Consider the following 20,142-nt stretch of genomic DNA (forward strand, 5'->3'; position numbering starts at 1 on the left):
GATGAAGTATGTGCTGGTGACCAAGGTATTATGTTTGGTTATGCATGTGATGAAAGTGATGAGTATATGCCATTAACAATCTACTATGCACACCTTTTAGCTCGTCAATTGACAAAAGTCAGAAGACAACACCCAGATTTATTAAAACCAGATGGAAAAACACAGGTATCTGTTGAATATGAAAATGATGAAATTAAACGTATCGATACAATCGTCGTTTCTACACAACATAGTGCCAATGTAACACAAGAAGAAATCAAAGAATTGATTATGAATGAGGTCATCAAACCTTGTATTGATGAAAAATATTTAGATGAAAATACAAAATATTTCATTAATCCATCTGGAAGCTTTGTCGTAGGTGGATCATGGGGAGATTCAGGAACTACAGGACGTAAAATCGTATGTGACACATATGGTGGACGTGGACGTATTGGAGGAGGATGCTTCTCTAGTAAAGACCCTACGAAAGTAGACCGTAGTGCTGCTTACTATTCTCGTTATGTAGCTAAAAACATTGTTGCGAATGGATTAGCTCGTCGTTGTGAAGTTGAAGTAGCATACGCAATTGGTAAGGCACAACCAGTTTCATTATGTGTAGATACTTTTGGGACAGGTAAATTTGATGATGAAAAACTATTAGAAATCGTTAAGAAAAACTTCAATTTTGAAGTAGGAAATATCATTTCAGAATTGGATTTAAGAAAGCCAGTTTACCACAAAACATCATGCTATGGACATTTTGGTGATCCTCAATTTACTTGGGAAAAAGTAAAAAAAATAGTATGGTAATTTCTAAAAATAGATATGAAACCATTTCAAAACTTCAATTAATAAATGGAGAATATTCAATTTCACATACATCATGTGGGGAATATTTAAATGGGCTATATAAGGTTAGATACCATGATTTGGAAGAAATTGAAAATCAATGTGTTTATGATATTAGTGTTTTAAAAAAAGTGAAACATGAAAATATAGAAATTGGACTAATTAAAAAGATATATGAACACTATAAAAAAATCTTTTTAAAATATAACATCAGCAACTATGAGATTGAAATTGTTGAGGTAGAAGGGTTTAAAGCTTTTCAAAATGAAAGAGAAACTTTGATAGAACCTATAAAAAGGTATTCGATTAATTTTTCAGTATATTCTTTAGTTAATACGTTAAACTATGAACGTGGTTTTGGTGGGACAATTATAGATAAAATTTTAGATTTGGATAATCAAGTTGAAGAGTTAATCAAAGTTTCATTGACAAAAAGTTCGTACGTAAAAATAGATGGTTATTTTCCTGTGATTTTTGACAATGAAATGACGGGTTTGTTTGCACACGAAATAGTTGGTCATAATTTAGAAGCAGATATTTGGTATATGAATAAAAAATTGGATGAAAGATTTAATCTCGGTGAAAAAGTATCTACATCAGCATTAAATATAGTTGATAATCCTTTGTTAAATACTGAATCTGGAACATATTTATTTGATGACGAAGGGAATGCGCCACAATTAACGTACTTAATTAAAAATGGTGTAATAAATCATTTATTAACAAATGAAAAATATTCTAAATTATTTAATATTACAAACACAGGGAATGCTAGATCGATATCTACATTTTATAAGCCTATTATTCGAATGAGTAATACATATGTAATGCAAGGGCAATCCGATGTAAAATTGTTATTTTCTTCAATACCATATGGATTTTATTTTAAAGGTACAAGAAATAGCAAAGGTGGAATACATCCTTTTATTGAATCCAGAGAAGTATATTTAATAAAAGATGGTAAAATTGATAGCTTATTAAATCCTATGAGCATAAGTGAAAATGCTCTATCTCTTTTAAAAAAAGTAAAAATGGTTGGTAATGATTTTGAAATATATGGTGGTGGTAAAGGAGGATGTGGAAAGTATAACCAGTTCCCTTTACCAGTTAGTTCAGGTGGACCGCATATATTATTAGAAGATGTTTTAATATATAACATATAAAGAAAGCAAGGTATAGTATGAAAGTATCAGAATTAGATTTTTTCTTGCCTAGTGAGTTATTGGCTAGAGAACCAAGAGAAACTAGAGGGGAAAGTAGAAGCGATTCAAAATTAATGGTTATGAACCGAAAAACACAAACTATTGAACATAAAAAGTTTAATGATGTAATTGATTATCTAGAAAAAGGAGATGTTCTTGTTTTAAATAATAGCAAAGTTATTAACGCTAATCTAATAGGGTGGTTAGGATATAAAGAAAGAAAAATAAAAATTGATTTAGCTGGAATATTGGATAATGGAAATTGGCAAATATATATTGATGATAATGAAATAAATCCTGGAGATACATGTGAATTTGGTGATGGAATGTTAACGGGAACTTTTGAAAAGATGGAAGAAAATCATGTATGGCAAATTAAATTTAATCAAGATAATGTCATTGAATTAGCCAATAAAATTGGGCGCCCAATTATGTCTCCATATGTAAAAAAGCAATATGATTTATCTTATTATCAGAATGTATATGCTTCAAAAGAAGGATCAGCAGAATTACCATCTGCAGGGCGTCATTTTACGAAAGAATTATTAGAAAAAATTAAGAAAAAAGGTGTAAGAGTAGTTTATGTTACTTTACATACAGGATTAAGCTCAATGATGGTAACAGAAGATACATTTGAAGAGCATCATATGCATAAAGAATATATTGAAATAACGAGCGCTGTTGCAAATACAATTAATGAAGCAAGAAAGAATGGGCATAGTATAGTTTGTGTTGGAACAACTGTGGTAAGGACTTTGGAAACCGTTGCTGATGAACAAGGAAATTTAAAACCGTTCACAGGATATAGTACATTATATATTTATCCGGGATATCATTTTAAGATAGTTGATAAATTTATAACAAACTTTCATGGGCCTAATACATCTAGAATTGCTATGGCAGCAGCATTTACAGGAAAAGATTTGCTTTTAAAGGGGTATGCAGAGGCTATTCAAAGAAAATATTTATTTTATGAATTTGGTGACACTACATTAACGATTTAGTAGAAAGAGAGTTTTATAATGGAACGATTTTTTGTGCAAAAAGATGATGTTATGACTTTTCCAATTGAAAATGGAGAAGCATTACATAATTTAATAAATGATGAGTATTTTAGTTTAGAGGAAGGATTATCCACGATGATTTGGGATTCTTTGGATGGGAGTATTAGTGTTGAAGGTATTATTGATATGATTTCTGATCAATATCAAATGGATAAATCGATTGTTGAAAAGGATACAAAAGATTTTATTAATAATTTATTTGAAAACGGATTGATAGAACAAATAGATAAATGATGGTAATTACTGTGTACAGTGATTATAGATGATGTTAACAGTACTGTAATAACAAATGAAAGGCGGTGAAATCATGAAACAGGAATACAAAAGACCTGAAGTCAAAAAAATTGACTTAGTAGCTGATTTAAACGGATTGGCTTTATCTTGTGGATCAAAGATTTAATAAAACTATTTATTGGAAATGAGTCTTATTAGTCAATAAGGCTCATTTATTATATATGTAATATATTGGAGGTTGATTCAATGAATATATTAGTGATTTCTGCAGAGTATCCACCATTTTCAGTAGGGGGGATAGCGTTGCATACACATGAAGTGAACAAATCGCTTGTAAAAGAAGGTAATGTTATTTGGACATTAACGTTTCATGGAGATAGAAATGCAGATAGTATTAATACAACAGTAGAGGATGGTATTAATGTGATAAGAATTCCAAGACCATCATCTACAATAAATGAGTCATATGAAGATAAATTTATAAATCAAAATGAGCAAATGAAAATTGGAATACATTATTTGATGGATCATATATTTTGTGATTTTAATATGGTTGTTTTACATGGATATTTTTTAGGAATATGTGGAATGTACGCATGCGAAAAAATGTCAATTCCATTTGTATATCATGCACATACGCTTTTATCAGACGCTCAACTACATGACAATGTTAAAATCTCAGAGACTGAAAGGGAATTATATAGCAAAGCTACGTACGTAATCGCAGTAAGTGGATTTTTAAAAACTGAAATATTAAAAAGATATTCAATTGACACTCGAAGAATAAAAGTAATTACAAAAGGTGTTGAACTAAAAAAATATGATAAATATGAAAATAAAACTAATGATACGTATTTTAAAATATTATATACAGGGCGAATATCTAGAGAAAAAGGATTTGAAACATTATTAAATGCAATTAGTTTGTCAGTAAAAAAACATAAAAATATTTTGGTTTTCGCTGTAGGGTTATTTTCCGATGAAGTTTATAGAAAAGAAATTATTGCAATGATAAGAGATAAAGGGTTGCAAAAAAATATAGTATTTTTAGGTTTTAAAGAAGATGACAAAGTCATACGAGAATATAAAAGTTCGAATATATCCGTCGTTCCAAGCTTTGCTGAAACATTTGGTAAGGTTGCCATTGAATCTATGGCAGCCAGAGTTCCCGTTATTGTGGCAAATATTGGTGGATTGGGACCAATAGTAAAAGATGGTGAAACTGGATTGAAATTTAAATGTGGAGATGAAGAAGATTTATCAAATAAAATTAATCTATTGTATGAATATCCATGTTTATGTAAAAAAATAGCTGATAGTGCATATATGGAAGTTGTTAAAAAGTATCAATGGAAAGATATATTTAAACTAACATTAGATATTTATCAAAAAGTTTGTGAGGTGTAATAAAATGATAGAAGTAATGGCGGTTGCACCACACCCAGATGATGTAGAATTTGGGTGTGGAGGAATATTGTTTAAATTGAATAAAGAACAGTACCATATCACTGTGTTATGTAATACTTGTTTTGATATAGTAGATTGTACAGATCAATCTCAAAAAAGGATTAGATTGGAAGAACAAAGGGAAGCCTGTGAAGTGTTTAATGCAGATTGTATTTTTTTTGATGCATATAAAAATTTAGATAATATATCAGATATTTTGAGAAAATTAAAACCAAATTTCATTTTTCTTCCATGGGAGAATGATTTTAATCCTACACATATGCATGTAACTAGTATAATAAAAAAATCAATATTTGAAGCACAAAACAATTCAAAATATTACTCAGGATGGATGGTTAATCAATTGGCATATTATGAAACGTTTTCTTCTATTAATTTTAAATCAGAATTTAATGTTGACGTATCCGATGTTTTCTCACAAGCATTAATGATATTAAAAAAGCACAAGTACGGATTAAAAAAATTACCTTCGTTATTATATAAATACAAAATAAATCATCAAAAAAGAGGCATAGAATGTTCAACATTTTATGCAGAAGGTATTATATTTGATAAAACATTTTGGATGGGATGGAAACAAAATTCCTTATTGGGAATTGACCTTTTATATAGTATGTATAGGTGATGATTGATGGAAAACATTATAGAAATTATGAATGTACGGAAAATATACCGCACATATCAGAAAAAGAGTGGGTTAAAAAATATAATTAAAAATATTATTTATCCTGACTTTAAGGATTTTATAGCTGTGGACGATATGAGTTTTTTTATACGTAAAGGTGATATTGTTGGCTATATTGGACCAAATGGTGCCGGAAAAAGTACCACAATAAAAATGTTAACAGGAATCTTGATGCCAAATAGTGGAATGATTAAAGTGTTTGGAAAAGATCCTTTAGAGTACAGAAAGGAAAACTCTAAACATATTGGGGTTGTTTTTGGTCAGAAGAGTCAGCTTTGGTGGGATATTCCAGCTATAGAAAGCTTAGAACTGTTAAAAGGGATTTATAAAGTTCCAGATTGTGATTTTAAAGATAGAGTAGAAAAATATGCTGATATGCTGCAGGTAAAAGAATTCTTGAATTTACCAGTAAGACAGATGAGTTTGGGGCAAAGAATGAAGTGTGATTTAATTGCAGCATTGATACATGATCCATCCATATTGTTTTTAGATGAACCAACTATTGGTTTGGATGTGGCAACAAAGGATAGGTTAAGAGAATTTATTTTGGAGTTAAATAGAACAAAGAAGGTAACTGTATTTTTGACAACACATGATATGCAGGATGTGGAAAAATTATGTAATCGAGTAATTTTAATCAATCATGGGCGAATGTTATATGATGGGGATTTAGAGAGTGTAAAAGAAAAATATATACGATATCGGAATTTAAAAGTTGTATTTAATAAGACGTATTCTATTGATGAACTAAAGTTTTTAAAAGATTTTCAAGATCTTCGTATACAAAATTTAGATGATAAAACTATGCTGATTCAATACAATTACAAACTTTATTCGGTTACAGATATTGTGAGTTGCTTATTAAAAAATACAGAGGTTGCAGACTTTTCAATCAAGGACCTAGAAATAGAAGATGTAATTAAAGAGGTATGTTAATATGTATCGTGTTTTATGTGCTTATTTAAAACAACAATATTCATCTTTAACAGCTTATAAATCTGCTTTTTGCATGACATTAGTCAATGTGTTTATACGAATCTATGCCTATGCAATGTTATGGATGACATTATATAAGCAGAATGCTTCTTTGTTTGGAAATATTGATCTAAATCAAATGCTGCTTTATAGTATATTTTCAATTTCTTTATCACAGGCATTTACTTGGTGGGATGGTCCACATATTTATGTGGAAGAAAATATAAAAAATGGAAGAATTATATGTGATTTACTCAAGCCAATGGAATTAAAAACACAATTGTTTTTGAGAACTCTTTCTTCAACGGTGGTTAATCTTTGCATTTTCACAATTCCTTCCTTTTTAATATCAACTTGTTTTTTTAAACTAGAGCTAAATGTGAATATAATTGGAGCTTTAATTACTTTCGTGCTTGGCTTTTTATTGTTGTTCTCAATGAATTATATTTTATCTTTAATTTGTTTTTTAAGTCTTGATCTAGAAGGATATCTCTATATTTTTCATGCTCTGATTGCATTTTGTTCAGGACAAGTGGTTCCTTTATGGTTTTATCCGGATTTTCTTTTGGGAATAATAAACTGGTTACCTTTTAAATATGTATTTTACGAGCCATTGCTTCTTTTTATTCGAAATGGCAATCTCTGTCAAACCGTTTGTTTTCAAGTGATTTGGATTTTTATATTATCTTTGATTGGACGCTTTATGTGGAAATGCGTATCGAAGAAAATCGTTGTACAAGGAGGTTAGGGTATGGAAAGTATTCAACTATATTTTGATCTAATAAAAGCAGGCTTAAAACGATTTGCTGAATATCGTTCAAGTTTTATTGCAGGATTCTTCGGACTTATCATGATCAACGGTTCTTCTATTCTCTTGATCTGGGTCATGTTGAAAAACTTTCATACACTAAATGAATGGACTTTTTGGCAGATAGTTTTTAATTATTGTTTATTCTTATCTTGTTTAGGATTTCATAATACTTTTTTTAGACATATTAGTGATTTAGAGAATCATATTGTGAATGGAACATTTGACCGATTCCTATTAAGACCGGTGAGCCCTCTTTTACAATTAGCATCTGAAAAAATTAGTATTACAGATTTATGTGATTTCACAACGGGAATGATTGGAGCTTTATTTGCGGCAAAAATGTTACATATCCAAATTACAGTTGGTTTTATGCTTGGATTTATACTCTCAATTATAAATGGAGTGTATGTATTTACCGCAATTCTTTTTTCAGTGAGCTGTATATCTTTTTGGACCATGAAATCAAAATCTATTTTATATAGTACAAATGAAATACAGGAAAGTGTACAACACTATCCAATAAGTATATTTAATAAAGCATTTAAGTTTATTGTTACGGTACTATTACCGTATGGTTTGGTAAATTATTATCCATCTTTAATTCTGTTAAATAAAGTGAATGTGCATTGGGTGTATGTCATTATGATTGCTTTAGTCGACATGATTTATGGTGTGATAGGAGCCTTTTTATGGCGAAGAGGACTGAAAAGATATAATGGTTCAGGTTCTTAGAAAGTAGGTGATGAATATGGATGATAGACTAAATCATGAACAAAAAATGTTTTCAAAAACAAATTGGGAATTTACCAAGAAAATTGTGGAAGGAAATTTTGAATCTCAAGTTAGTCCTATATTAACTTTAGATGTTTCTAAAAAATGCAATTTTCGTTGTAACCATTGTGTTGACCAAGAAACAGTAAATAAAGATAATCTTGAAATAGATTGGGGAATTTTAAAACAACTATTAGTTGATTTGAAAATGCAAGGATGTAGTTGTGTTGAGTTAACAGGTGGAGGAGAACCTACTACATATACTCATTTTAAAGATTTGATCAAGTTACTATCATTACTTCAGTACAGAATAGCATTAATATCAAATGGGAGTAACTTACATAAATATTGTGATGATATTATAAATGCACCTTTTGATTGGATTAGAATTAGTTTGGATTCTTCAAACGCACATACACATTCAGTCGTTCATGGATGTGGTTTAAATGTATTTAAATCTATAACGGATTCTGTAAAGAAAATTGCTAAATATAAAACTGTTGGAATTAGCTTTTTAATTCTTCCAAACAATTATAAAGAAATATATAATTGTGCAAAATATGTAAAAGAATTAAATGTAAAATATATAGAGGTAAAGCCTGAACTTAATTTTAAAGATAAAGAAATTACTCAGATTGATGATAAAATAAAAGAAGAAATAAAAAAAACAAATTAATAAAATTAAAAATGAATTGTGTGATGATACATTTTCTATTATTTATCCTTCATCAATCAACTATTCCCAAATGAATCAAGAAAAAAAGTACACAATATGTGAAGCATGTTATTATAGAACTGTATTAACACCCAGTGGCATTTATCCTTGTTCATATTTTAGAGGATTGACTGACGGCACAGAAATTCCTACTAGTTGGGAAAATATGGTCAAAATAAGAAATAGCGAGATTAATAAAATTAATCCATCCAAACAATGCAAACATTTTTGTGCCAGAAATAAAATTAATGAATGTATTAATATACTTTGTAGAATAAAAAAATATGCACCAGAATTTATAGATTATCTGGGATGGCCGATAGATTATGGCAATGACATAGAATGGATGTAAAAAAACAAGATTTTGTTAGATTTTGCTTTTATAAATAAGTGTCAAATTTTATTGAAAAGATTTACAATATTAGACGCGGATAAGTGATCATTTAATAATGTACACCTCTGATTACGCTTTGGTATAATTTTTGAGGTTTACAAGTACGTACATAAGTGTTAATCAACATGAAAGTAAACAACAAAATAGAAATAGGTTTCTTAAATGCTCTCTTTATATTGAGAAGATTGCAGGTAGTAGGCAGTATTAAGGTACATAAATCAGAAATTGTAAGAGAACCTGGTGTTTGGTGATGCCCTCTTGTACTCAATATGTACTCACAGTGACTCCAAAATGAGTACACAATTTATTGAATGAATTATCGGGACCGACAGCTCATATGACTGTATAAGCAAAAAAACACCGAAATTAGAATAAAAAAGCAGATTTACATGTACTATTAGGCACAGTTGATCTGCTTTTATTTATTGTTATTTTTGTTTATCGTATGTAATCCAATCTGAATCCCACGTGTTTTTATATGCATTGAATTTTCTCTTGTTTAAATGCCCGTCTACATCTTTGTATTTCCATCGAGTCATGTTTCTTGCATTGTTTAAAGCATGATCAGGTATATATAGAGAATGCTTTTCTCTTAAGTCAATTTCTTTTTTTAAAGTGAATAATTTTTTATTGGAGAAAATGCAAACGTTTTGTTTTCTTACTTGCTAGGAAAGGAGGCTGGAACGTATAATGGTATTGATGATACAGAGATATTTACTCTGGAAATAGAATTATTCGCACCAATGGTGTGAGTATAGATTAGGAGTGAAATAATGGCAAAAGACACTATATTTTCGGGAGAATCGAAAAATATTGAATATAAAGTTACTTTACCAGATAAAAGTGAAAAATACATGAAGACAATCGTAGCTTTTGCCAATACACAAGGTGGTAAGCTGATTGTTGGAGTGGATGATAAAACACATCAAATTGTTGGTGTTGAAAATGATGTGTTGTTTCAATTGATGGATGGAATTGCTAATGCAGTTTCTGATTCCTGTGTGCCTCAGATTATTCCTGATATTGAGCCACAGACAGTAGATGGCAAAACAGTTGTTGTTGTATCTGTAGAAGCGGGGAAAAACAGACCGTATTATCTGAAATCAAAGGGAAAAGACAATGGTACTTATATACGTGTGGCAGGTACATCAAGACTGGCATTTCCGGAGAAGATAAAAGAGCTGGAAATGGAAGGTGCTAGAATCTCATGGGATGAACTTACCTGTGTAGGTTATCCTGTTTCAAAAGATGCTACGGAGAAGCTTTGTCAGGATATTGAAAGGTTCCGAAAAAAAGCAGGAATGCCGAATCATTCTGTAAATAAAGAACAACTTATAAATTGGAAAATCTTAAAGCAGAGTGAGGGACAACTTCTGGCAACAAATGCTTATGCATTGTTGACATCAGATTATTTTTCGTTTTCAAAAACGCAATGTGCGGTGTTCAAAGGAACAGATCGTGCGGTATTCTTGGATAAGAGAGAACTTAAAGGACCGATTTATACACAAATCGAAGAAGCTGTAGATTTTGTATTGAGAAACATTCGACTCGGAGCAACAATCGACGGATTGGTGCGAAAAGAGAGATATGAGCTACCACCGGAAGCAATCAGAGAAATGATCATTAATGCCCATTGTCATCGTAACCTGTTGGATGAATCTTGTATTCAGGTTGCAATTTATGATGACAGGTTGGAAGTGACATCGCCGGGAGGCTTATATAACGGATTGACTTATGAGGAAGTCATGAATGGTCATTCGAAAATTCGTAATAAAGGCATTGCCAATATATTTAGCCAAATGGGACTTGTTGAGGCATGGGGAAGTGGAATAAAAAGAATTTTGAACGCTGCTGAAGAGTATGGACTTCCGAAACCTAGATTTCAGGAGTTCGATAATATGTTTCGTGTAGAATTATTCCGTAATTTATTTCCGATGATGGAAGAAAGCAGAGACATCGGAGAAGCATCGGAGAAACATCGGAGAAGCATCGGAGAAGTATCGGGAATAGAACAACAAATAGAACTTAACGATACGCAGAAAAAGATTATTAAACTGCTTTTGGAAGATAATCAATTATCGGCTATTAAACTGGCTGATAGAATAGGTATTGCCAGTCGAAATATAGAAAGTAATATTAAGAAATTAAAAGAGCTTGGTATTCTTATACGACATGGATCGCCGAAAAATGGTTATTGGGAAGTTACTTTGACATATTAATCTCAAAATAATGGAAGTGGAAGAGTACTTAAATAGTAGCTTTTAAAAGAGAATACATGTGAAATAATTTAAACCATATTTAGATTTGCTTGTAGGTATCTAGCTGCTACCAAAATGATACCAATAGAAATAGTTAAGATATATAATACATGTTAATTGTATATAAATAGTGTAATTTGCGTATATATAGTAAACAATAATGTTTATGTTACAACTTTCTTTTCCGAGTTCGAATAATTCAATAAACATCAAAAGTCCTTTATATAAGGGCTTTTTTGTATACTGTTTTTGGCCGTGAGTACAAAATGAACACATAAATTATTGAATATGAATAATTAAATAAATTGAAGTCAATTTACATTCTTACTAATATAAAGTATAATATTAGCAAGAATGTAAAAGGTGGTGAGAGTATGGAAGGAGTAATGGATTCTAAAAAAATTGAGGTTTTGAATGTTAAAGAATTAAAGAATGTGAATGTATCGAGACAGTCTATTTATAATTTTATAAAAAGGAATTGTATGGAAAAAGTTGGCCCAGGTATTTATATTTCAAAAGATGTGTTGGAAGATGAAGCTTATGTTTTGTCACAGCGTTGTCCAAAAGGAGTTATTTCTCATGATGATGCCTTATATTATTATGGTCTGGTTGATCGAGAACCTTTTGTGCATTGTATTACAATTTATAGTGGATATAATCCTTCTGCTTTAACAAACTCTGGTTATAAGGTTTATACAGTGAAAAAGGAACTTTTAGATTTAGGAAAGACTACAATCACAAATCAATTTGGTCATGAAATCCCAATGTATGATTTGGAAAGAACAATCTGTGATTTAGTGAGAAGTAGACGTAATTTCGAAATTCAGGATTTTAATATGGCGATTAAAACTTATTTACAAAGAAGTGATAAGGATCTTAATCGTTTAATGGTGTATGCAAAAGCATTTCGAATTGAAAAGATAATTAGACAATATATGGAGGTTTTATTGTAATGTATCTAACTCCAGCACAAATAAAAGGTAGAATTAAAAATGTTGCCAAACAAAATGGATCGGATCCTATAACTTTGTTACGTATTTATATGATGGAGCGTTTTCTTGAAAGAATAACGTATTCTAAATATAAAGACGATTTCATTGTTAAGGGTGGAATCTTGGTTACTTCTATGATTGGTATATCGATGCGATCGACTATGGATATTGATACAACAATACGTAATTTTGATTTAACCAAAGAAGAAACCACAAGGATTGTAAATGAAATTAAAGATATTTCTCTTGATGATCACATTGAATTTATCTTAAATGATGTATCTGATATCATGGACAATATGGAGTATCCAGGAATAAGAATTCATATGGATGCAAAATTAGAAAATTTAATAGTACCAATCAAAATAGATATATCAACAGGTGATGTGATTACACCTAGAGAAGTAAGATATGAATATCCGTTGTTGTTAGAAGACAAATCAATACAACTGTGGTCATATAATTTAGAGACAATACTTGCAGAAAAAATTCAAACAATTCTTTCTAGAGGATTGTTGAATACACGTATGCGTGATTTTTATGATGTAACGACTTTATTTGATCGTTATAACGATTCAATAAACTATAATGATTTATCATTGGCATTTGATAAAACATGTAGAAAAAGAGAGACACTTTCTGTATTAGAGCATTATGAAGAAATATTATGCTCAATAAGTGAAGATTCAACATTGCAGAATTTATGGAAGAATTATTGTCGCAAATATAAATATGCGAGTCATATTGAGTTTTCTACAAATTTAGAAATAATAAAACAATTGATGAGTCAAATGTTAGAAATTGAGTGAAACAATATTTTAATTGTATGTATTGTTAGAATGAAATGGTTTGTACTCAATGTGTACTCACAGTGACTCCAAAATGAGTACATAATATACATAAATGATTTGGAATATAAAATAATACAGGAAGTAATTGTGTAAATGACCATATAATGTATATGTTGCATGGATTTAAAAGTACACAAAATTGAGTTTGAGTAGAGATAAAATGAATAAAAAGTTCCTTATATAAGGCACTTTTTATTCGGTTATAGGCTATTTTGCTACCAAAATGATACCAATAATATAGAGAGCATGTTCCCGATGAGAAATTGAATGTGTATTTTATATCTAATATTATTATTAGTTTGATAAATAATTACTCGTTCGATTTCCGCTTTTTCAAATTGGCAACATATCACTGGTTGAATCTAAATATGTTTTCAAGTCTTTATAACGCTTGGTTTGTTCGACAAGCATACTTAGTTCTTCATAAAAGAATTGTTTATATTTCCCCATAGTATTATCGATTATAATGGGTACTTTATTCACTATAAAATAGGATAGTTCATCATTGTCGGTTTGATATTTATATTTCAAAATGAAGTAGTTCAAAAGATTTTCGTATTGGCTATCACCTTTGTATACTTCTTTGGATTGTATAAAGGATTTAAGTTGATTGATTTTATTTGTCTTTTGATAAGAAATGCATAAATCGATACCTACAATATTCGCATAAGGTGAATCCATAGCTATATATTGTTCAAAATAATTTATGGCTATATCGTACATATCAATTCTAAAGGCTTGTAGACCGATATTTTTTAGAAGTTGAGATGTTTTAATTTTAGGTATGTTTGAATTGTGTGCTTCTACTGTATGATTTATTTGAGAAACTAATTTTTCAAATTTTTCTTTTTCTGTATTTGAAAAGGCAAATCCTTTTAGAGAATAAATGTCGAGAAGACGAATGTAATTGTTTTTAATGGAATATTCCTCTTCTAAATCTTGACAATAATCAAGCATTTCAGACAATTTGGATTGATTATATAAAATCATCATATGGTTTCCACGATTAATCATGCTGTTTGAATTTTTAAAATCAAAGTAGGAAAAATCATAAATACCACTAATTGTTCGTTTCTTAAAAACTAGATCCATCATGACTTCATAGAGGTTAGAATTGATAATGTTTTTTAGGGAAATAATATATTCAGTGCTTTGAAGAGTCGGAAGTTCAAATGAGGAATAATAGGTGTAGATCCATTTGAAACACTCGTAGTATTCATGAAAGAAAATGTATTCTTTGAATGGATTTAATTGTTTTACATAGGATTCAGAGATGGATATAAGCTTTTCTAAATTATAATAATCGCAAGCATTTAATAAATCAGAAAAAATGGAAGTTGGCAGGAATTCTTCAATACAATAATCCGTATTAAATTTTAGATTCACCTTTTTTAGTAATTCTTCATAAATAGAATCGTTTTTAATAATAACACCCTGTTCTATTTTACTAAGTGTTTGTCGAGTGCATATTGGCTCATTATACTCATTTAACAAAAAAGAATTTTGTGATAGATGTTTAAATTGTTGAGTTCGATATACATGGATTAGATATCCAATTTTCTTCTTATCGGAATCATTGATCTTTAAATAATGCATAGTATTCCTCACTTCATAATTTACTTAATTTTAACATTTTTTATATTTGCGTAGAAGAATCAATTGTTGAAATAAAATGTTAAAAAAGAAAGATAACGGGATGTGATAGGTATATACTATTAAACTAAGTAGGGGATGGAAGAGAATGTTCCGATATATATTGAGAAATAAAAAATATTTTATAGGGACACTGTGTACTAGTTTATTTGCGGGTGTCGTACCTTTATTTTTGGCGTATGTAATCCAATTAATATCGGATGTTGCATTTAATAATCATTTTGAAAAAGCAGGTACATGCCTTTTTGCAAGTGTTTTATTTCTTGTGTATACATTGATGACGACTTCTATTAATTCAATAATGAAGTCAACTTATAGGAAAAAATTAAAAACAGATTTGGGTGAAGATCTCTATTCTAGTTTGATGAATCAATCGTATTCTACGTTTAAAAAAGAGAAGATTGGAAATCAGTTATCTCTATTTACTAATGATATAAAAATGGTAGATGAATATTACTTTTATCCAATATTAAGTATGATTGTTGATATCATTGTGTCTGTTATTATTTTAATATACATTCTTCGCATCCATGTATTTGTAGGACTCATGGTGGTTTTGATTGCAGTAGCAACACTTTTGGTACCGAAGATGATGGAAAAAAGATTGAAAAAGTATTCGAACCAATTGTCTTCTTATTCAGGTATATATAATTCAAAATTAAAGGAGATATTTCAAAATTTCGATATTATATTGGATTTGGGCGTTCTAAAACAGTTCGTGGACAAAGGAAAAGAATGGATTGAAAACATGGAATATAAACAAAGAAATGTAAATATGGCAATATCTTTGACGGGAAACTGGGCTAATTGTATTGCGGCCACTTTTCAATTGATTTTCATGTTGCTGATTGGATTGATGATATTATATGGACATTTAGATATGATATATATGATGCCAATTGTAAATGTTTCTAATAATTTTATTTCGAATTTAAATGATATTTCAAGCAATCTTGCTGGATTTAAGTCGGTGTCGGACGTGAATTCGAAATTACTGAATATTATCGATTCTCATGGACAGGCAAATAAGTTTGTATCGAACTATGATGGAAATATCTATTTGGAACATGTATCTTTTGGCTATACTGAAAGTAAGATGATTATTGATGATTTATCTTTCAAATTTGAAAAGGGGAAAAAGTATGCGATTGTTGGTCCGAGTGGGTCCGGAAAATCTACAATTTTAAAATTGATTTTAGGATATTATCCAGTTCAAAAAGGAAATGTGAGTGTTTTGTATTCTAAGAATGTTTCTATGATTCACCAGGAAAGTCATATATTTGATGACACGATCCGAAATAACTTGAATATGGAGCTTGTACAAACAGAAGAAATACTGTTAAATTGTTTGGATTTTGTAGATTTACCAGAATTTAAATTAGACCAGAATATTGGTGAGGATGGAAGTAATCTTTCTGGTGGGCAAATTCAACGAATAGGAATTGCTCGTACAATCGCACATTTAAAAGAGGTACTTTTGTGTGATGAAATAACAGCAAGTCTAGATGCACAGACGGCCATCGAAATTGAAAATCGAATATTGGATTTAAAAGAAGAAACTGTATTATATGTAACACATAAATATTTTGACGAAACACTTAAGAAGTTTGATTGTATCCTTGTATTTAAACAAGGACGGATTGTTGAACAGGGATCATTTGAAGAACTTATGAAAAATAAAGAGTACTTCTATAGCCTAAAAAACAAGGGACGTATTTAGAACCTCTTTCAACATTCAGTGATGAGGTTCAATTCGTGATATAATTAGGAACAAATAATGAATTACTTTTTGGAATTAGTAGGTGGGCAGTGCATGAATGATTACAGAGGATTATTGATTAAGAAACAACGAAAAGAGTTAGACATATCATTAGAAGCTTTATCACATGGGGTTTGTTCTCCTTCATACCTTTCTAAAATTGAAAATAATATCTTGGTCGCAAATGATGATATATACAATTTGTTGTTTAAAAAATTAGGGATTTCTACGATGGATACAATTAAAGAAGAAAAAATTAAACAGATGTTGGATCTTTTCTTTAAATACTATATGTCATCGGATTCAAAAATATTTAAGGTAATGGATGAATTGTTGGAATATAAAGATGAGGTTCTGTCATCCTGCTTATTTATTCAATATCAATTGTTTTTACTGTATGCTTCCGAAATGAATTCTCAAATCAATATATCACTTGCTGAAGTGGAAGCGTATTATTCATACATGGATGATTCGCAAAGAGAATATTTTAATTTGTTTAGATTATCTTCTGGAAATATGGAACTATCTGATAATGAGGAATGGATATTTATACGAAGGTTGAAGGCCAAAGCCAATCTATATGCGTATCAAAAAAATACTTTTGCGGCATACGATCTGTATAAAACATGTTTAAATTATGCGATTGAATTAGGAAATAAAAAATTGATTGCGGAAATTCTTTGCTCATTAGGATGGCTTTGTCTTGATATAGATTTAAATCAGGCTGAAAAATATTATACAAGTGCGGCTCAGTATGACTCACAATATAAAATGTTGGCTTTTTTTAATCTAGGAGCAACTATGATACAGCATAAGGATTGTATGGAAAAGGGTAATCAATATTTAAAGAAAGGATTAAAATCATGTACGGATGACTTTTTTGCGGTCAACTTTGCAGTCAAATATAAAGAGGCTTTATTTGTATATGCAATTCTAAAAGAGAATATACACGACGCAAAAAGATTAATCAAAGAATTGGATGATTCTAAGTATATTGATGTTTTCTCTATGATGCTAAATGAGGATTATCAATTGAATGTAGACTATCGGAATCGATTAAAAGAATTAAAAAATGATTCTTCTTTATTTAAATTTTTATTCATAAAAAATTGTGAATATTTGCATAAATATAAAGAGATTTGTGTCGCAAATAATTTTATTTAATATTAGTTTTGTGCAAGATCACACGATAAATTGAACTTAATAAAGACAAGAAACCCATTTATTTCTCAATGACTGTTTCTTGTCTTTTCTTTTGTCTTGAAAAATAATAACCCTAAGGAAAAGGGGGTATTTATGTTTAAACTTGTTCAGAATCATAAAGTATTATATTTTATTTCGCTTATTCTCATTGTTTCATATTCAGTAGTGGATCTATTGAAATCAATCTTAATGAGCTATATATTTGATGATCATCTTCTAGATTCAATTTCAAGCCTTATAGTGATCGTATTGGTATTTTTAGGTGTCTATTTAATTGTTTCCTCTTTGCAACAATATGTAGTGGAGGTGTTGAAGAATAAAATAAGTTATAGTTTAAATAAAAATTTGTATCAATCGTATGCTTCCAGGAATATAGAATCATTTCAAAAAAAGGATAGCAGTGAAATATTGAATGAATTTAATAATGAAGTGAATGTGGTAATTGATAATTATGTTTCTTCAAAATTAAATGTGTTCTCATTAACCATTTCATTGATATTGGGAAGTCTATATATCGCAAATCTAAGTGTAGAAATATTAATGTTTCTGCTCCTTTGTGCTTTTATAACGATTTTTATAAATAGTATTTTTAAGAATTGTTTAAAGAAGAATCAAATGAATTATTTGGCTTCAATGAAGCAATGGCTTTGTTCTATTAAAAATCTGTGTCGCTGTTTTAATGATATAAAGGTTTTAAATTTGGAAAAAGTATTTTGTGACAATCTGGACATTGAGAATAAGAATTTAGAACAAAGTACTCTAAAAAATAATGGATTTATAAAAATACTTACTTCTATAAATTCTTTTATTTCTCAAGCCATGTTTTTTTTGACATTGCTCTTTGGCATTGTATTAATACATTATAATCGATTAACAGTTGGACAATTATTAGGAATTGCACAAGCTAGTAATATGGTGATCATGCCAATCGTTAATTATGCAAATCTTCGAAACATGATTCAATCTTCTAAGCCAGTTCTACAAAAACTGTTGGATAATTCAATGTGCTATGAAGAAAATAAACCAATTGTTTTTGATGAACAAATTCATGACATTAAGATTAAGCATTTAAGTTATTCTTATGGTGCTCGTCTAATATTGGATTTAAATAATTTGGTAATAAATCAGGGAAAAAAGTATTTAGTCATTGGAAAAAGTGGAGATGGTAAGAGTACGTTTTTAGACATTTTAACAAAGCAGAAGAAAGCAGATGGCATTTATGTGAACGATAAGGATTTGAAGGATGTTCAATTTAGCACATATGCCGAAAAGTTTTCTTATGTGAATCAAAAAAATGACTTATTACCGTTTTCCTTTGAACAAAATATTACTTTAGGAAGGAAAATGAGTAAATATTCCTTGAAAGATTTAGTAACTATATTTAATTTAGAATCAATATTTGATAAGGAAAGAGACAATCTTGATTTTGAACATTTGAATTTAAGCGGTGGAGAGAAGCAACGTATTTGTTTGGCAAGAGCGATATATAGAAATAAAAAATGGCTTTTCTTGGATGAAGCTTTTTCTGCAATCGATAAAGCAAATTCAGATCGAATACATCAATTCATTTTATCCAATCCAGATCTTACAGTACTATCTATTGAACATAAAGTAACAAAAGAAACAGTTTCTTTATACGATAAAGTCTTACTGTTTGAAAACAAAAAGATTGTATCTATGGATGTAGAAGAATATATAAATAGTATCTTTTAAGAAGAATAAGTGTCATTTATTTTAAATCGTATTTAAATTCATCCCAGGTATCTACCTGCTACCTGAATATTCCGTGTTGACTATGCCACCATGGAATTTTCATGAATTCAGAAACATAAAAATCATTACCAAAATTATAAAAAAATTAAAGCTTTGGTAATGATTGATGCACATGACTTTTATCTGTTTTTATATATATAATAAAGCTCCTTATATCTTCTTTGAATTAAATATACTTCCTCTAGATCAGCTAGATAAAATTTCTGAAATCCATATGAAAATATATTTTGGCTATTTTGAAAAATAAACTCAATATCTTCTTGGTATTTTTTATTACATAAATAATTAGGCTCTTTTAACTTAATAGTCAATGAATTTGATATCTTCTTTAAAAGATTTGATATTTTACTATCTTGTTTTGAGGCGAATTCATTTATCCAATTAATATAATAATTTGCTTTTTCATATTCTTTTAATTCGGTATATAAATATCCAAGTTTATGAACTACAAAAATTAGATAATAAAAATCAAGCCTAATTCATAAAATTTTGTGTCTTTCCATG

The 20,142-nt window shown here is 29.5% G+C and carries 18 protein-coding genes; 17 read left to right on the forward strand and 1 reads right to left on the reverse strand.

Annotated features, from left to right (window positions below; all coding sequences use genetic code 11):
• The 14 genes from metK to KTQ83_RS07730 all read left to right on the forward strand — a co-directional run.
• The coding region (gene metK / locus KTQ83_RS07660; protein WP_217256454.1) for a methionine adenosyltransferase at positions 1-792 on the forward strand (792 nt) is incomplete at its 5' end.
• Positions 786-1,994 carry a TldD/PmbA family protein gene (locus KTQ83_RS07665; protein WP_217256455.1) on the forward strand — a complete coding sequence of 403 codons (1,209 nt, stop codon included), beginning with the start codon at positions 786-788 and terminating at the stop codon, positions 1,992-1,994. The genes metK and KTQ83_RS07665, both read left to right, overlap by 7 nt.
• 17 nt (positions 1,995-2,011) lie before the next feature.
• Positions 2,012-3,037 carry a tRNA preQ1(34) S-adenosylmethionine ribosyltransferase-isomerase QueA gene (gene queA / locus KTQ83_RS07670; protein WP_217256456.1) on the forward strand — a complete coding sequence of 342 codons (1,026 nt, stop codon included), beginning with the start codon at positions 2,012-2,014 and terminating at the stop codon, positions 3,035-3,037.
• Between the two features lie 18 nt (positions 3,038-3,055).
• The gene (locus KTQ83_RS07675) at positions 3,056-3,331 is read left to right on the forward strand and encodes a PqqD family protein (protein WP_117992580.1); all 276 of its coding nucleotides are present in this window, start codon (positions 3,056-3,058) and stop codon (positions 3,329-3,331) included.
• Positions 3,332-3,577: 246 nt separating this feature from the next.
• Positions 3,578-4,738, forward strand: a complete 1,161-nt coding sequence (locus KTQ83_RS07680; RefSeq protein WP_217256457.1) for a glycosyltransferase family 4 protein — start codon at positions 3,578-3,580, stop codon at positions 4,736-4,738.
• 4 nt (positions 4,739-4,742) lie between these two features.
• Positions 4,743-5,423, forward strand: coding sequence for a PIG-L deacetylase family protein (locus KTQ83_RS07685; RefSeq protein ID WP_217256458.1), 681 nt, complete (start codon positions 4,743-4,745; stop codon positions 5,421-5,423).
• A gap of 135 nt (positions 5,424-5,558) precedes the next feature.
• Positions 5,559-6,419, forward strand: a complete 861-nt coding sequence (locus tag KTQ83_RS07690) for an ABC transporter ATP-binding protein (protein WP_244975808.1) — start codon at positions 5,559-5,561, stop codon at positions 6,417-6,419.
• Position 6,420: 1 nt separating this feature from the next.
• Positions 6,421-7,206, forward strand: coding sequence for an ABC transporter permease (locus tag KTQ83_RS07695; RefSeq protein ID WP_217285034.1), 786 nt, complete (start codon positions 6,421-6,423; stop codon positions 7,204-7,206).
• Between the two features lie 3 nt (positions 7,207-7,209).
• On the forward strand, positions 7,210-8,001 hold the full coding sequence (locus tag KTQ83_RS07700) for an ABC transporter permease (protein WP_217256460.1): 792 nt from the start codon (positions 7,210-7,212) through the stop codon (positions 7,999-8,001).
• A 16-nt stretch (positions 8,002-8,017) separates the two neighbouring features.
• Complete coding sequence (locus KTQ83_RS07705; protein ID WP_186999555.1) at positions 8,018-8,716, forward strand: radical SAM protein; 699 nt, start codon at positions 8,018-8,020, stop codon at positions 8,714-8,716.
• Between the two features lie 70 nt (positions 8,717-8,786).
• Positions 8,787-9,107 (forward strand): hypothetical protein, encoded by a 321-nt coding sequence (locus KTQ83_RS07710; protein WP_147334716.1) that lies wholly within the window; start codon positions 8,787-8,789, stop codon positions 9,105-9,107.
• An 815-nt stretch (positions 9,108-9,922) separates the two neighbouring features.
• A complete protein-coding gene (locus tag KTQ83_RS07715; protein WP_244975809.1) occupies positions 9,923-11,368 on the forward strand; it encodes an AlbA family DNA-binding domain-containing protein in 1,446 nt (481 codons plus the stop codon).
• 413 nt (positions 11,369-11,781) lie between these two features.
• Positions 11,782-12,360, forward strand: coding sequence for a type IV toxin-antitoxin system AbiEi family antitoxin domain-containing protein (locus tag KTQ83_RS07725; protein ID WP_199593270.1), 579 nt, complete (start codon positions 11,782-11,784; stop codon positions 12,358-12,360).
• Positions 12,360-13,208, forward strand: a complete 849-nt coding sequence (locus KTQ83_RS07730; RefSeq protein ID WP_186999553.1) for a nucleotidyl transferase AbiEii/AbiGii toxin family protein — start codon at positions 12,360-12,362, stop codon at positions 13,206-13,208. Before KTQ83_RS07725 ends, KTQ83_RS07730 begins: the two co-directional genes overlap by 1 nt.
• Positions 13,209-13,583: 375 nt before the next feature.
• Here the strand turns inward: KTQ83_RS07730 and KTQ83_RS07735 are convergent, their stop codons facing one another.
• Positions 13,584-14,846 carry a hypothetical protein gene (locus KTQ83_RS07735; protein ID WP_217256461.1) on the reverse strand — a complete coding sequence of 421 codons (1,263 nt, stop codon included), beginning with the start codon at positions 14,844-14,846 and terminating at the stop codon, positions 13,584-13,586.
• A gap of 145 nt (positions 14,847-14,991) precedes the next feature.
• On the opposite strand from KTQ83_RS07735, the gene KTQ83_RS07740 reads away from it, so the two are divergent.
• From KTQ83_RS07740 to KTQ83_RS07750, 3 genes are all read left to right on the forward strand, one after another.
• Entirely contained in the window at positions 14,992-16,623 is a 1,632-nt protein-coding gene (locus tag KTQ83_RS07740; RefSeq protein ID WP_217256462.1) for an ABC transporter ATP-binding protein, read from the forward strand.
• A 93-nt stretch (positions 16,624-16,716) separates the two neighbouring features.
• Positions 16,717-17,826, forward strand: coding sequence for a helix-turn-helix domain-containing protein (locus KTQ83_RS07745; protein ID WP_186999550.1), 1,110 nt, complete (start codon positions 16,717-16,719; stop codon positions 17,824-17,826).
• A gap of 132 nt (positions 17,827-17,958) precedes the next feature.
• Positions 17,959-19,578: an ATP-binding cassette domain-containing protein gene (locus tag KTQ83_RS07750; protein WP_217256463.1), complete on the forward strand. Its 1,620-nt coding sequence runs from the start codon at positions 17,959-17,961 to the stop codon at positions 19,576-19,578.
• Positions 19,579-20,142 lie beyond the last annotated feature (564 nt).

Source organism: Holdemanella porci, assembly GCF_019052655.1.
GTDB classification, from domain to species: Bacteria; Bacillota_I; Bacilli_A; order Erysipelotrichales; family Erysipelotrichaceae; genus Holdemanella; species Holdemanella hominis.